The sequence below is a fragment of the Streptomyces sp. NPDC002994 genome (genome assembly GCF_040611155.1).
Taxonomy (GTDB): Bacteria; Actinomycetota; Actinomycetes; order Streptomycetales; family Streptomycetaceae; genus Streptomyces.
In genome coordinates, this window is the sequence record NZ_JBEXNQ010000007.1 from 189,631 (window position 1) to 203,375 (window position 13,745).

General features: G+C 69.3%; 12 protein-coding genes. 6 read left to right on the top strand and 6 right to left on the bottom strand.

Annotation, left to right across the window (positions count from 1 at the left end):
• Nucleotide 1 precedes the first annotated feature (1 nt).
• Complete coding sequence (locus ABZX79_RS11575) at nt 2–2,812, top strand: hypothetical protein (protein ID WP_355254698.1); 2,811 nt, start codon at nt 2–4, stop codon at nt 2,810–2,812.
• A gap of 97 nt (nt 2,813–2,909) precedes the next feature.
• On the opposite strand, the gene ABZX79_RS11580 is transcribed toward ABZX79_RS11575, so the two are convergent.
• Together ABZX79_RS11580 and ABZX79_RS11585 are read right to left on the bottom strand one after the other, a co-directional pair.
• On the bottom strand, nt 2,910–3,347 hold the full coding sequence (locus ABZX79_RS11580) for a hypothetical protein (protein WP_355254700.1): 438 nt from the start codon (nt 3,345–3,347) through the stop codon (nt 2,910–2,912).
• A gap of 174 nt (nt 3,348–3,521) precedes the next feature.
• A complete protein-coding gene (locus ABZX79_RS11585; RefSeq protein ID WP_355254702.1) occupies nt 3,522–4,622 on the bottom strand; it encodes a M20 family metallopeptidase in 1,101 nt (366 codons plus the stop codon).
• 404 nt (nt 4,623–5,026) lie between these two features.
• On the opposite strand from ABZX79_RS11585, the gene ABZX79_RS11590 reads away from it, so the two are divergent.
• Complete coding sequence (locus tag ABZX79_RS11590; protein WP_355254704.1) at nt 5,027–5,674, top strand: methyltransferase domain-containing protein; 648 nt, start codon at nt 5,027–5,029, stop codon at nt 5,672–5,674.
• A 309-nt stretch (nt 5,675–5,983) separates the two neighbouring features.
• Here ABZX79_RS11590 and ABZX79_RS11595 read toward each other — a convergent pair whose 3' ends face one another.
• The 3 genes from ABZX79_RS11595 to ABZX79_RS11605 all read right to left on the bottom strand — a co-directional run bounded on the left by ABZX79_RS11595 (nt 5,984) and on the right by ABZX79_RS11605 (nt 8,599).
• Complete coding sequence (locus tag ABZX79_RS11595; RefSeq protein WP_355254916.1) at nt 5,984–6,457, bottom strand: hypothetical protein; 474 nt, start codon at nt 6,455–6,457, stop codon at nt 5,984–5,986.
• Between the two features lie 214 nt (nt 6,458–6,671).
• Nucleotides 6,672–7,328, bottom strand: a complete 657-nt coding sequence (locus tag ABZX79_RS11600) for a response regulator transcription factor (RefSeq protein ID WP_355254706.1) — start codon at nt 7,326–7,328, stop codon at nt 6,672–6,674.
• A complete protein-coding gene (locus tag ABZX79_RS11605; protein ID WP_355254708.1) occupies nt 7,325–8,599 on the bottom strand; it encodes a histidine kinase in 1,275 nt (424 codons plus the stop codon). The genes ABZX79_RS11600 and ABZX79_RS11605 overlap by 4 nt, the downstream gene beginning before the upstream one ends.
• A gap of 133 nt (nt 8,600–8,732) precedes the next feature.
• Between ABZX79_RS11605 and ABZX79_RS11610 the strand changes: the two genes are divergently transcribed.
• From ABZX79_RS11610 to ABZX79_RS11620, 3 genes are all read left to right on the top strand, one after another.
• Entirely contained in the window at nt 8,733–9,644 is a 912-nt protein-coding gene (locus ABZX79_RS11610) for an ATP-binding cassette domain-containing protein (RefSeq protein ID WP_355254710.1), read from the top strand.
• A gap of 95 nt (nt 9,645–9,739) precedes the next feature.
• On the top strand, nt 9,740–10,522 hold the full coding sequence (locus ABZX79_RS11615) for an ABC transporter permease subunit (protein WP_355254712.1): 783 nt from the start codon (nt 9,740–9,742) through the stop codon (nt 10,520–10,522).
• Between the two features lie 267 nt (nt 10,523–10,789).
• Nucleotides 10,790–12,034 (top strand): GDSL-type esterase/lipase family protein, encoded by a 1,245-nt coding sequence (locus ABZX79_RS11620; protein ID WP_355254714.1) that lies wholly within the window; start codon nt 10,790–10,792, stop codon nt 12,032–12,034.
• Between the two features lie 78 nt (nt 12,035–12,112).
• Here the strand turns inward: ABZX79_RS11620 and ABZX79_RS11625 are convergent, their stop codons facing one another.
• Nucleotides 12,113–12,712, bottom strand: coding sequence for a TetR family transcriptional regulator (locus ABZX79_RS11625; protein WP_355254716.1), 600 nt, complete (start codon nt 12,710–12,712; stop codon nt 12,113–12,115).
• Nucleotides 12,713–12,848: 136 nt separating this feature from the next.
• Here ABZX79_RS11625 and ABZX79_RS11630 point away from each other — a divergent pair, with 136 nt between their 5' ends.
• Nucleotides 12,849–13,643: a class I SAM-dependent methyltransferase gene (locus ABZX79_RS11630; protein WP_355254718.1), complete on the top strand. Its 795-nt coding sequence runs from the start codon at nt 12,849–12,851 to the stop codon at nt 13,641–13,643.
• The last annotated feature ends 102 nt before the right edge of the window (nt 13,644–13,745 follow it).

Below are 13,745 nucleotides of genomic sequence, written 5' to 3' on the forward strand. Positions count from 1 at the left end.
CATGAGCGGCACGCACGAGGGGACCTTCGAAGCGCTGCGCGGGCAGCTGCGGGAGGCCGCCGCGACGTTCGCCGACGGGCCCGACGCCCTGGAGGGCATCCTCCTCGGCATCGTCGACGACGTCGACCGCGCGGTGCGCGAGCCACTGGAGATCTTCCCGGTCTGTCACCACTCGCCCGCCTCGGCGATCGCGATGGCACGCCGCCTGCGGGAGAAGCAGCCGAAGGTCGTGTACCTGGAGCTGTGCGAGGACATGGCACCGCTGCTGACCGAACTGCGCAACTGCAAGCTCCCCGTGGCGGTCCAGGCGTACGCGACCGACATCGACGGCTTCCCGGCCGAGTGGTCTCCGCTGTCGGTGGTCGCACCGATCACCGAGGCCTCGGCCGAGTACCAGGCGATCGCGTACGCACTGGACACACCGGGCGTCGAACTGGTCCTCGTGGACCGTTCCTCGGACCACGTCTTCCAGTGGGACGCGCGCGGAAGGCACTGCGACGACTCAGTCGAGCCGGCCGGCCTCGACGCACCGCCCGCGGAAGAAGAGGCCGCGCTGCACGGCGACGCGGTAGGCGTGGAGATCGGGGACCTGCGGCCGCGCTTCGGGGAACTGGAGGAATACCTGCTGCGCCACGGCAGGGTGCGGCATTGGTCGGAGTGGTGGCACCAGTACGTCGAACTTCCGCTCGGCGACAGCGACCACGACACCTACCGCCAGGTCATGCTCCTGATAGGCAGCCTCTTCCGGCGCCTCGCACCCGGCGACCCCCACCGGGTACGCGTGGACGAGGACCGCGAACGCTACATGTGGACCAGGATGCGCGAACACCTGGTCGCTACCGGCACCGACCCCGCGGACTGCCTCTATGTCTGCGGCGCCTTCCACGCGGCCAGCCGGGTCGCGGAGTTCGGCGTCCACGGCACCGACACCTTCGAGATCAGCCCGCGCAGTGCCACCAAGTGGCTGCACGGCCTGATTCCGTCCAGCCACGCGGCGATCGAGGCGCAATTCGGCCTTGCCGCAGGCTCCGTGTCGATCGCCACGACGGTCTGGGCGAAGAACGTCAGGCGCACGCGCGTGGAGCCGTACGGCCTGGCGGGACAGGTGGGCGCGAAGAAGTCGAGGGCCAAGAAGACCGCAGCCGCGGCGGCTCCCGTACCGGCGGTCCCGTCCTCGGACAAGCTGACCGGCTTCCTGCAGCAACCACCCGTCCTGGACCGGCTGGACCAGGCCGAACTGCTCGGCTGGTCGGTGGAGATCGTGCGCGCCGCGCGCCGCAGCGGCTACCTCGCCTCCACCGCCGACGCCATCGCGGTGTTCGAGACGTCGATCCTGCTGGCCGGAATGCGCGACCGGGCCAGGCCCACGCCGTACGACTTCCAGGACGCGGCCGTCACCTGCATCGAGAAGGACGCCGTGCCCGGCCGGCGCGATGTGCGCCGCCTCGTGGAGATCATGATGGGAGGCGACCGGGTCGGCCAGGTCGGGTACGACGCGCTGCCACCCCTGGCCCGTGACGTGCACGACCGGCTCGCGCCCCTGAACCTGAAGCTCCAGCAACGCGGCGTGCAACGGGCGCTGCTGGACATCGCCTCCCAGCCGGAACTGGAGCAGTGCTCCGACGTGCTGTGGATGCTGGGTTATCTGATGCCGCATGGCGCCGCGCGGCCGATCATGGGTGAGCGGAGCCTGGGGGAGCGGCCGATCCAGGAGTCATGGGATCTGGCGCTGGGCACTCACCAGCGTGCGCTCATCGAGCTCGGCTATGAGGGCGTCAGCATCGAGCAGGTCCTGGAGCAGCGCCTGCGCCGCACGGCGTACGGCCCGCACGCCACGGCGGCGACCGTCCTGGAAGCCGTCGAGGACGCGACGCGGTACCTGCGCAGCCGCCGGCTCGCCGACGAGCTGGGCACACGCGCCCTGGAGGTGCTGTCGGCCGAACGCAGCGTCGACGGCGCACCGGAGGTGCTGCGCCGCGTGCGGCGGCTGCTGGCGTACTACCGGACCAGCGAGCCGGTGCTGCCGCCGTGGATCGAATCCTTCGCCAAGACCGGGTACGCGCACTACTGCACCCTGCTGCCGACGGCGTTCACCGACGAGGACGCCACCGTTAGGCAGGTGGCGGCGATGCTGGGCTTCCTTTTCAGCATGGAGAGTCTGGCGCTGTCGCTGGGCTGCGACCGCACCCAACTGGAGCTGGCGGTCGCCCAGTCGCATCCCTCTGACCCGCCGAGGACGGCGCTGCTGTGGGCTGCTCAGGTGCAGCTCGGGCACCTCTCCCGAGCGGATCTTCGGGCCAAGTGCGACGAACTGCTGGGCAACCCCTTGGTGGTGCCTACGTATCCGCGCTACCTCAGCGGCTTCGTACACGCCCTGGAGCCCGTCCCGGGCCTCACCGACTTCGTCGTGGAGGCGGTGTCGAACGCGTTCGGACGGCTGCCGGACCCGGTGCTCCTGCCGTGGCTGCCGACCCTGATCACCACCCTGCGGTCGGACGGCGCCGAGCTGGCCCCGCTGCTGATCCGTGAAGCCGGGCGGATCTTCCCCGGGCGGCTGGCGGCGTTGGACGAGTGGGTGCCGCCGTGGCGGGCGCAGCCGGAGCCGCAAGCCTTGCGTCCGGCGCAGCGCGCGGACGCCGGCAGCGGTTGTACGCTGCTGGCTGCCCACCCCGCGGCGTGCGACGCGGTGGCGAGCCTGCTGGGCTGCGACGGGACGTGGGAGACGGCGGATCCTGGCCCATCAGGCGCGGCACTGGCCGGCCGCCATCCGGATACGGCTGTGGCGCTGGAGGTGCTGCTGGCCGGCGCATGACCTCGGCGGGGTGAAGCCCACGCCGGGCCCCGTCGGGGCCCGGCTACAGCCGGGCGGCGAACACCGCCACGTGCCACCTCGGGCTGAACTGCGCGCCTCAGAAGCCGGTGTCCCGTGCTTCGTAGCCAGCCAGCCCAACGGCCAGTAGGGCCGGCACCAGCGCGGAGAGGTACCAGGCCACGTCGGTGAAGAGACGCGAGCCGGGCAGGTTTCGCCGGTTGATGGTTGGGATGAAACTGCAGGCTGTGCAGCGGGGGAAGAAGAGGAGCTGTCCGCCGGTGTCTGCTTGCGCGTGGTAGACGCAGACGGCGACGTGGTACGCCGCGTTCTCGGGCGCATCCAGGAGAGTCAGGACCTCCTCGGTGCGATCGCCTGTGGTGGACTGCCAGTCATACAAGTCGTTGTCGTTCACCACGTACGAGAGGCCAAGAGGCTCCTCCAGCGACCACCCTGTGGCGGCCAGGGCGTCGACGGTGGCCCGGACCGTGACCTCGCGCGTGAACGTGAAGTCGATGTCTGAGTTCCTGGACGACACGGAGACTCCCGAGTGAGGCGATCCGGGCGGCGGCTGGTTGGTCATGACCTTTCGCCGGCTCGACACGGCGCTCCCCATCTTCGGTGGTAGAGAACGTTGCCGGCCCCGGCCACCTCGATGCCAATGCCCCACACCTGTCGGCACCATTCACAGGTCGCGCAGGCTCTCGTTCTCCTATGTGTTCTGAATCGCTTTCACCAGGCCGGCAACAAGGTTCGCCCGCTCGGCCATGGCTTCGATCACCAGGTACTCGTGGTCGGCGTGGGCACCGCCCCCGACTGCTCCAAGGCCATCGAGTGTTGGCACGCCCAGTGCGGCCGTGAAGTTGCCGTCGCTTCCGCCGCCGACTGCCTTGCCTTCGAGGCCGGGAAGCAGCTGCTTGGCCACCGCAAAGAGCTCGGCCGACGCCGACTCTGGCATCGGGGGTCGGCTGATAGCTCCCCGAACCGCGATCTTCGCCTCTGCGAGATGCGGAGCCAGTGCAGCGAACGCAGATTCGATTCGTTCTCTTTCGCAGTCCGACTCGACCCGGACGTCAACGATGACGGTCGCCTCTGCGGGAACGACGTTGTCCAGGGTTCCTGCGGACGCGACGGTCGGGGTAACAGTCGTTCCCATGTCGGGTCGGCCAAGCGCTGCGATATCCAGTACCTGGTGTGATGCTTCGATCAGGGCGTTCACCCCGGCCGCGGGCTCAAGGCCTGCGTGCGACGCCCGACCCGCGATGGAGACTTGGAACGAGCCGCAGCCCTTACGGCCCGTCTTCAGGGCCCCGCCATCCGCGGCGCCCTCGACCACGAGTACGGCGCCGCAAGCAATGGCTCGCTCTTCGATGAGAGCTCGAGAGGATCGGGAGCCGACCTCTTCGTCGGCATTCACCAGGATCTCGACACCTGACAGGTCATCGAGCGTCGCCAGGCCATGAACGGTCTGTACGAGACCGCCAAGCATGTCGAAGACCCCGGGACCGGTCGCATGCCCGTCCTCGACCATGAACGGGCGGCGTTCCAGGGTGCCGAGCGGAAACACCGTGTCATGGTGACCGAGGATCAGTACTTTGGGATCGCCACCAGCTGACCAGTGGACGTGCGGCCCGGCATCGCTCTCCACGAGGACGGCTTCCCCACCGAGGCGGCTCTCGATGACTGCGGCGACAGCTTTGGCCGAGGCCGTCAAGGCGTCGAAATCGCGCGATGGAGACTCGATTTCGACGAGTGTCCTGAGGTCGTCAATCATCGCGTCAACACTCACATCGACGGTCTTGTGCATCGTCACGCTGCAAGGGTACTTGGTACGCCGCGACGGAATGGAGTTCAGCTGCCGGGGGGCATCGTTCGCGTTCGACCTCGAGGACCTGACCGTGGACGGGTGCATTGCCAAGCCCTGCGGCGGCGAAGCGGCCGGCACGGTCCACGCGGTGCCCCGGTTCGTGGAGTGGCGCTGGCCGGCTGCTGCCGTGCGGACTCGCCGAGCGCAGCGCGTATCAACCACCTGTGAAGACCAGCGCAGGCGTCCGTCGACTTCTACGAAAAGCTCGGCTTCAGCGCGGCTCCGGGCAGCGACTACGACCACGAGAACCTGCGGAGATGGCTGCCCGAGCGATAGCCTGGGCGAACAGGCGGGAGGGAAGGTCGTGATTCTCTCGGCTCGTCTCAGCGCCAGGAACTACTGTCGCGAGCATGGTCGAACACGATGCCCTCAGTGCCACCTGCGAGGCCTACGACGCTGCTGCACCCGCCTATGCGCAGCTGTTCCGCGACACGTTGCGTGACAGTCCCCTGGACCGCGCGATCTTGGGTGCCTTCGCCGAGGTCGTAAGTGCGAGTGGGGACGGTCAGGTCGCGGACCTGGGGTGTGGGCCTGGCCATATCACTGCTTATCTGGACGAGCTGGGGCTGGCGGCGTTTGGTGTTGATGCCTCTCCCGCGATGATCAGGTTGGCTCGACAGGCCTATCCGGGCCTGCGGTTCGACGTGGGCTCGATGGCCGCGTTGAACATCGCTGACGGCGTGCTGGGCGGCGTACTCTCACGTTGGTCCATCATCCACACTCCGCCGCTAGAACTCCCCGTCATCTTGGCGGAGTTCCACCGCGTACTGGCACCTGGCGGCTACCTTCTGGTCGGCTTTTCGGCAAGCGATGATCCGTCTCACCCGACGCAGGTCTTCGATCACACAGTCGCGCCGGCCTATCGGTGGTCGCCTGATCACCTTGCCGCGATGCTGCGGGAGTCCGGGTTGGTCGAGGTGGCCCGGATGGTTCGCGAGCCTCAGCCCACCGACCGACGGCAGTTTCAGGAGGTTCAACTACTCGCCCGCAAAGCCTAGGCAGGGCTGTCTGACCGAACGCACGACCGCATCCAACCTGCCGGACGGGGAGCCGTCCGCTCCAGGCGGCGACTCATGATCTGGGCTCACCGTCCGCTCGAGCTCCGATGTGGTCGAACGAGGGGATTTTCGAGAAACCCTTCGATGACCTGCGCTACTTCTCGCTCAACGGCACCGGCCACCGCACCCACGACGAGCAGAACGCCGTCGTCGCCGCCTACGTCCGCTGGCGCAACAGTCCGCGCCGAGCCGAAGGTCCGCTTCGCACCCGAGTCACCGATCCGACAGTGGACCGATTACCCGGCGAGGTTATCGGAGCGGTCCTTGTTCGTCGAGGAAAACGGTGGGCGTGGACAGGAACACATCGGCGTTCACAGGGCCGTAGGCGATGTTGAACGTGTCCAGCCAGTACGACCAGCCCCGGATCCCCAGTGCACTGCTGAAGCGGTAGTTGAGCTGCCAGCGCACCCACTGGCCAGGGATGAGCCGGACACCCGGGGGCCGCCGCTGTCGAGGCGGCAGGGCAAACAAGGGCTGCACTCGGGGAAACACGCGCAGCCGACCATCTGCCTCACGGAGCTGGACATCGACCTTGCTCAGGACTTCCCGGCTGTCATGCGGCTCGAAGCCGTCACGCTCATGCATGCGAATCACATGCGCGAAGGAGGCCGCATCATGCGGGAGAGCGAAGCCGACCGGGGCCGCGTTCCTGCGCGAGGCAGCCTCTCCTCCCCGGGACTCCTTCGTCCAAGACGTCCGTATCCACTGGACGGTGATCTCCATGACGTCCCCCCGCCGAGTCATCGAGGGAGTCACTCTATTTCCCTGTCAAGAATCACCGGACCTGTCCGGCGGTTACTGGATGTGCTGGCCGGCGAGGTACATCCAAGTTGGCTTGGGGTACGCCAGGGCCTTCCCGTGCTCGGCGAAGACCGCGAGCAGCAGCCTGCCGGGGGCCGCCGGCTCTTACATGGCCGGCAAGGGTCGGCGTCATTCGTCATCGGGACGGCGACACCAGTCCTACCTCGTAGGCGATGATGACGAGCTTGACCCGGTCGCGGACGCCGAGCTTCGAGAGCAGGCTTGCCACGTGCGTCTTGGCGGTACCCGGGCTGATGTGAAGGTGAGCCGCGAGCTCGCCATTGGACATGCCGCGCCCAACCAGGGTCAGTACTTCGCGTTCCCGTGCGGTGACGCCGGCGAGCTCCGCCGACGGTGGGGCAGGTTCGGGGCGGCCGGCGAACTCCGCGATGAGACGGCGCGTGACGTTCGGCGCGATCAGGGCGTCGCCCGCCGCGACCACGTGGATGGCCGTGAGGATGTCCTCCAGGGCCATGTCCTTGACGAGGAAGCCGCTCGCACCGGCGCGCAGCGAGGCGTAGATGTTGGTGTCGCTGTCAAAGGTGGTGAGGATGACGACGCGGGTCCCCGGGGAATCGGCGGTGATCATCTGTGTGGCCTCGATGCCGTCCATGCCGGGCATGCGGATGTCCATGACGACTACGTCGGGGCGCAGTTCCCTGGCCAGACCGACCGCTTGGGCGCCGGTCTCGGCCTCGCCGACGACGTCGATGTCCGGGCTGTGGTCAATGACCATGCGCAGCCCCGCGCGCACCAGCGCCTGGTCGTCGGCGAGTACGACGCGGATCGTCATGGGGCCTCGGCCGTCGAAGCCGTCAAAGGTGTCCAGGCTGCCGGGGCCGCCGCGGTGGGTGGCAGCGGCAGGCGTGCCGCGACCCGGAAGCCGCCTTCGGGCCGTGGCCCAGCGGTGAAGCTGCCGCCGAGGAGCGCGACCCGCTCGCGCATGCCGCGGATGCCGTAGCCGTAGCCGTAGTCGGAGCCGTAGTCGGAGTTGGGGGTGGGGGTGGCTGTGCGGCCGGGACCGTCGTCGACGACCTCGACCAGAAGTTCGCGGGGCCGGCAGTCGACTGTCGCCCGGCAGTGCTGGGTGGCCGCGTGCCGTACCACGTTGGTCACCGACTCCTGGATGATGCGGAAGGCGCACTGGTCGACGGCGGTGGGCAGCGGGCGCTGGACCCCCCGGCGCCGTACCTCCACCTCGACTCCGGCGTCCGCCGTCGTCGAGACCAGCCGGTCGAGGTCCGTGAGCCCCGCGAACGGCGCCGGTTCCAGGGACGGTTCCCGCTCCGGCTCCGTCTGGCGGAGTAGATCGAGCATGTGCCGCAGTCCCCGCAGGGTCTCCCGGCCGGTGGCCTCGATGGCCTGCAGCGAGCTCCGTGCCTGCTCGGGCGCGCTGCCGATGACCCGGCTGCCGGCACCGGCCTGGATCGCGATGACGCCGATGCTGTGGGCGACCATGTCGTGCAGTTCGCGCGCGATGCGCAGCCGCTCGGCCGTAACGGCCTGGGCGGAGGCCTGGTCGCGCAACGCCTCGCCGTACTCGCGCCGTTGGCGGACAGATGTGCCTGCCAACCATGCGAAGAGGACCGCGAGGGCCAGACACGTCGTCAGGCCGAGATAACCCGGAGCCAGTACGCGGGCCCACCCGCCGTCCCTGAAGAGGTCCAGTTGCAGGACCGTCTCCTGGACGGCGAGCGTGACGACTGCTGCGGCGAGACCGGCGCGGGGCGCTCGCGTGGCCGCGACCAGGCCGACCACGAGGTGCCCGGCCGGAAAGAGGGGCCAGATCTGCTCGGCCCGCAGTCCCAGAGCCGCCGCGCCGGCTGTTTGGGCCAGGAGTACCGCGAGGATGGGCCACGGCTGTCGCCGTACCCACGCCAGCGGCGCCGCCATCGCGAACGCCGGCCCGGCGAGGGCGGCGCCCTGGCTCTCCTGCCCGACGAACGGTACGGGGCCGCCCGCCATCGTCGCGTACAGCGCCAGACCCAGCGCGGCCACGCCGAAACAGATCAGCAGCCGCTGAAGCAGTGGAGCGGGAGGCCGGTGGGGCGTGATGTCGGGCACGCCTGCGATCGTAGGTTGCCGCCCATGCCCCGGCATCAGCCTGCAGACGTATGCCTTCAGGCAGATGCGGCATCTTCGATTCCTGCCCGTGGACCGATGTGGCACGGGCCTCGCCGGCGGCACCGTGGACCGCATGATCGAAGTCAATGGACTGAGCAAACGCTTCGGCGACGTCCTCGCCGTCAACGAGCTGACTTTCACGGTACGGCCCGGGAACGTCACCGGGTTCCTCGGGCCGAACGGCGCCGGAAAGAGCACCACCCTGCGCATGATCCTCGGGCTGAACCGGCCCACCGCCGGAACCGCCACCATCGACGGGAGCCCGTTCGCCCACCGGCAGGCCGGACTGCACCACGTCGGTGCGCTCCTCGACGCCGGTGATGTCCACCCCGGCCGGAGCGCCGCCGCCCATCTGTCGGCGCTGGCTCGCAGCAACGGTCTGCCCCGCCGCCGGGTGCGGGAAGTTCTGGAAGAGGTGGGTCTGGCCGGGGCGGCGGGCCGCCGCGTCGGCGGGTTCTCCCTGGGGATGAGGCAGCGGCTCGGCATCGCGACCGCCCTCCTCGGCGATCCGCCCGTGCTGCTGTTCGACGAGCCGGTCAACGGCCTCGACCCGGAGGGCGTGCGGTGGGTGCGCGACCTCTTCAAGCGGCTGGCCGCAGAGGGGCGCACGGTGCTCGTCTCCAGCCATCTGATGAGTGAGATGGAGAACACCGCCGACCGTCTCGTCGTCATCGGCCGTGGCGAGCTGATCGCGGAAGAGACCGTCACCGCGTTCGCCGCGCGCGGCACCCGTACCCGTGTCACCGTGCGCACGCCCGACGCCGCCCGGCTCGCGGCCGTACTGACCCCCGAGGGTGCGGGCGTACGCACGGACGGTGCCGAGTCGCTCACGGTGACGGGCCTGACAGCGGCCCGCATCGGCGAGCTCGCCTTCGAACACCGGATCCTGCTGCGCGAACTCGCCTCACGCAGCGCCTCGCTGGAGGAAGCGTTCATGGAACTGACCGCCGACCGCGCCGACTACCACGCGGGTGACCGCCGATGACTGGGGTGGCGCCCGTGACCGGGGTGACTCCGCTGCCAACGTCCCGGCCGGCCACGACCGCCCGGTCCGTGCCACCGGTCGAACCGCGTGTCCGTATGAGCGACATCGTCGCCGCCGAGTGGATCAAGCTGTGGTCACTCCGCTCGACCTACTGGGTGCTCGGGCTGGGCGTCCTGGTCCTGATCGGGCTCGCGGTGCAGAGCAGTGTCGACACGTACGGCAACTGGCCGGACTTCGGGCCGCAGGAGAAGTCCCACTACGACCCGATGACCGAGGCGCTCAGCGGTGTCGGCGTGGCTCTCCTCATGATCGGTGCGGGCAGTGTCGGGGCCCTGACGATCGTCGGCGAGTACGCCTCAGGCCTGATCCGCACCTCGTTGACCGCGGTACCGGCCCGCCACCGGGTGGTGGTGGCCAAGGCGGTGGTCGTCGCGGGCGTCATGCTCGCCGTCGGCGTGGTCGTCTCGGTGGGTACGTTCAGCGTGAGCCAGGCCATCCTGTCCGGCCGCGGCATCGGCCTCTCGATGGGAGATCCTGGAGTCCCCCGCGTGCTTGTGGCGAACGCGCTGCTGGCGCCGGTGGCGGCGCTGGTCGGCATGGGCATCGGAGCGGTCCTGCGGCATACGGCCACCACCGTCGTCACGGCCTGTGCCGTCCTCGTCGTCCTGCCGGGCTTCTTCAAACCGAGCGTTCACCAGTGGGCGAATGACCTGTACGGCGTGTTCCCCTACTACGCCTGGCGCACCTGCTTGTCCCAACTTCAGCCCCGCACCGGGTCCGCCCTGCCCACGGTGGCCGAATCGTGGGCGGCCTTCGCGCTCTGGCCGCTCGCCGCGGTAGTGCTCACCGTGCTCGCCGTGCGGCGCCGTGATGTGTGAACGTACGTCCAACTCGCCATGGCGGCGGGGGACTGGCTGCTCAGTACTTCGCCTGACCGGCGGATGCGTACTCCGTCAGGTACGGAGAGATGTGCGCGAGGTCCTCGGCGGCGACGGTGTGGCCCTCCTCCCGTAGCTGAGCCATTGAACACTCGGCATCCATGGCCGGTACGACGCCGATAGCCGACGGGTGGTTGCAGCCAGCCGCGAGGGGGTGGGCGGAAATTCATTGGGTGGGTCATGCATCCGACCGGCAGAATGGCACCCATGAATGACCGGCTCGACGACGTCCCCGGCGCCCCCACGGCGGCCGGTGCGACGGACTGGACCACCACGCCCATCACCACGGACCTCCTGCGCGGCGCCCTGGAACTGGAGCGCACCGAACACGGGTTGCTACCGCACCGGCTGCCCGCCCGGGCCCGTGCACAGTGCGCCGACGGGCAGCTGGCCATGGCGGAGGCCCAGCCCTCCGGCGTACGGCTGGTGTTCCGCACGCGGGCAACCGTCGTCGAGCTGGATGCGCTCCGCACCAAGAACGCCTACCAGGGCGCCCCGCCCCGCCCCGATGGCGTGTACGACCTGCTCGTCGACGGCCGGCTGGCCGGGCAGGCCAGTGTGACCGGCGGCAACGTCCTGATGGTGGACATGACCACCGGGTCCGCGGAAACCCGGCCCGGCCCGGTCGGCACGGTCCGGTTCTCCGGCCTCTCGGACCGCGTCAAGGACGTCGAGATCTGGCTGCCGTACAACGAGATCACCCAGCTGGTCGCCCTGCGCACTGACGCCCCCGTCGAGCCCCTACCGGACGGTGGCCGCAGGAGGTGGCTGCATCACGGCAGTTCGATCAGCCACGGCTCCGACGCCGCAAGCCCCAGCACAACCTGGCCCGCGCTGGCCGGTGCCCTCGGCGGCGTAGAACTGACCAACCTGGGCCTGGGCGGCAGCTCCCTGCTCGACCCGTTCACCGCCCGCGCTCTGCGCGACACCCCCGCGGACCTGATCAGCGTCAAGATCGGCATCAACCTCGTCAACACCGACCTGATGCGCCTGCGCGCTTTTGGCCCCGCGGTGCACGGCTTCCTCGACACCATTCGCGACGGCCACCCCACCACTCCACTCCTGGTCATCTCGCCGATCCTGTGCCCCATCCACGAGGACACCCCAGGCCCCAGCGCCCCGGACTTCAGCAACCTCACCGCGGGAAGACTCCAGTTCCGGGCTGCGGGCGACCCCGCGGAACGGGCCGGCGGAAAGCTGACCCTCAACGTCATCCGGGACGAACTGACCCGCCTCGTGAAGCAGCGGGCAGCCGACGACCCGCACCTGCACTACCTCGACGGCCGCGACCTCTACGGCGAGGCCGACTTCGCCGAACTGCCGCTGCCCGACCAGCTCCACCCGGACGCTGCCACACACCGCCGCATCGGCGAACGCTTCGCCGCCCTGGCCTTCGGCTTCGGCGGTCCGTTCGCCGCAGGGCTGAGTGTCGGCCCACGTCAGGAGGCGTGAGGAAACTGAAGTGCGTCCAGCCGGGGCCGAGTCGGCGGCAGTAGGCAACTCTCTTGGCGCCGGTTCGCTGCTGGCCGTTCATGGCCGTGGTTCTTGCACGACGCCGGCGATGACCGCGGTCACGACCTTGTGGACGGCTCCAGCCTCCGGAGGGGCACCTTTCCGGTCGGCGAAGAGCATGTGTCCGGTTCCGATCAGCGTGGGGGCGAGGGTGTCGACGTCGGCATCCCCCGCGATGCGGCCCAGTTCGCGTTCGGTGGTGAGGTAGGAGGCGATCATGGCCGTGGCTTCCGTCAGTACCGGGATGCCGGTCGGTGTGGTCTTGCGGAGCCGGGCGCGCAGGTCGTCCCGGGAGGTGACGAGCCCGACGACCGCCACCGCGACCGACCCGAACAGGTCTGTCAGAGCGCCGGTGAGGTTGTCTGCGACGGTGCCGGTCCCGGCGGACTTGCGCAGGGTGGCGGCTTGGCTGTCGATACGGGCGATGCGGTCCAGCACGAGCTCGGCGAGGAAGGCGTCGAAGTCGGCGAAGTGCCGGTGCAGGACGCCCTTGGCGCAGCCTGCCTCAGTGGTGACCGCGCGGCTGGTCAGCGCGCTCGGCCCGTTGCGGATCAGGACGCGCTCGGCGGCGTCGAACAGCTGCTCGCGCGCGTCGCGGATGGCTACTCCCGTCGGCACCGTGAATCTCCTCTTTCTCTCGCTCAGCCCATTCCGATTGACGAGTGGGCGTCTGCCCATTCAGAGTGGGCGCATGCCCACCTTACGTCCGGAATCAGCATCTCTCTCGGAACATGAGCCGCATCAACACCGCCAGGTGGCGGAGTCGTTCGGCTCGGATGCCGAACGCTACGACACGGCTCGCCCCCGCTACCCCCAAGCCATGGTCGACCGGATCGTCGCCGCCATCCCCGGCCCCGGCATCCCCAACATCCCCCACGTCCTCGACGTCGGTTGTGGGACCGGAATTGCCGCCCGGCAGTTCCAGGCAGCCGGTTGCAGGGTCCTCGGGGTCGAGCCCGACGCGCGGATGGCCGACCTGGCGCGGAACCTCGGGGTCGAGACCGACGTAGCGACGTTTGAAGCCTGGGACCCGGCCCGCCGGGAATTCGACGCGGTCGTCGCCGGCCAGGCTTGGCACTGGATAGACCCGGTCGCGGGAGCGGCCAAGGCCGCGCGGGTGCTGCGGGCCGGCGGCCGGCTGGCAGCGTTCTGGAACGTGTTCCAGCTTCCGCCCGACGTGGCGGAAGCCTTCGCCGCGGTCTACCGCCAGGTGATGCCGGTCCCGCCGTTCAGCCTCCAGGCGATGACGAAGCAAGCCCTGGACGGCTACCAGGTGCTGTTCACCAAGGCTGCCGACGGGATCCGGGAGGCGGGCGGGTTCAGCGACCCGGAGCAGTGGCGATTCGACTGGGAGTGGTCCTACACGCGGGACGCGTGGGTGGACCAGATGCCTACCCACGGCGCCTTCACACAGCTTACGTCGGACAAGTTGGCAGAGGTGGTCAAGGGGGTCGGGGCCGCACTCGACGCGATGGGCGGTAGTTTCACGATGCATTACGCGACGGTGGTGGTCACCACGGCACGAACGGGCGCTCCGGCTGTCACGTAGTCCGCGCAACGTGGTCGCCACGACTTGGCCGCTGGGATCAGCACCGCGGATGGCGCGGCTGGCCGACTGGCCACGTAGCCGCCGAGGAACGCACCGAGCGCA

Excerpts from the sequence above, each read along its gene's own strand:
- ABZX79_RS11595 (WP_355254916.1), bottom strand. The coding sequence starts at position 6,457 with ATGGAGATCACCGTCCAGTGGATACGGACGTCTTGGACGAAGGAGTCC.
- ABZX79_RS11610 (WP_355254710.1), top strand. The coding sequence starts at position 8,733 with ATGATCGAAGTCAATGGACTGAGCAAACGCTTCGGCGACGTCCTCGCC.
- ABZX79_RS11590 (WP_355254704.1), top strand. The coding sequence starts at position 5,027 with ATGGTCGAACACGATGCCCTCAGTGCCACCTGCGAGGCCTACGACGCT.
- ABZX79_RS11620 (WP_355254714.1), top strand. The coding sequence starts at position 10,790 with ATGAATGACCGGCTCGACGACGTCCCCGGCGCCCCCACGGCGGCCGGT.
- ABZX79_RS11615 (WP_355254712.1), top strand. The coding sequence starts at position 9,740 with ATGAGCGACATCGTCGCCGCCGAGTGGATCAAGCTGTGGTCACTCCGC.
- ABZX79_RS11600 (WP_355254706.1), bottom strand. The coding sequence starts at position 7,328 with ATGACGATCCGCGTCGTACTCGCCGACGACCAGGCGCTGGTGCGCGCG.
- ABZX79_RS11575 (WP_355254698.1), top strand. The coding sequence starts at position 2 with ATGAGCGGCACGCACGAGGGGACCTTCGAAGCGCTGCGCGGGCAGCTG.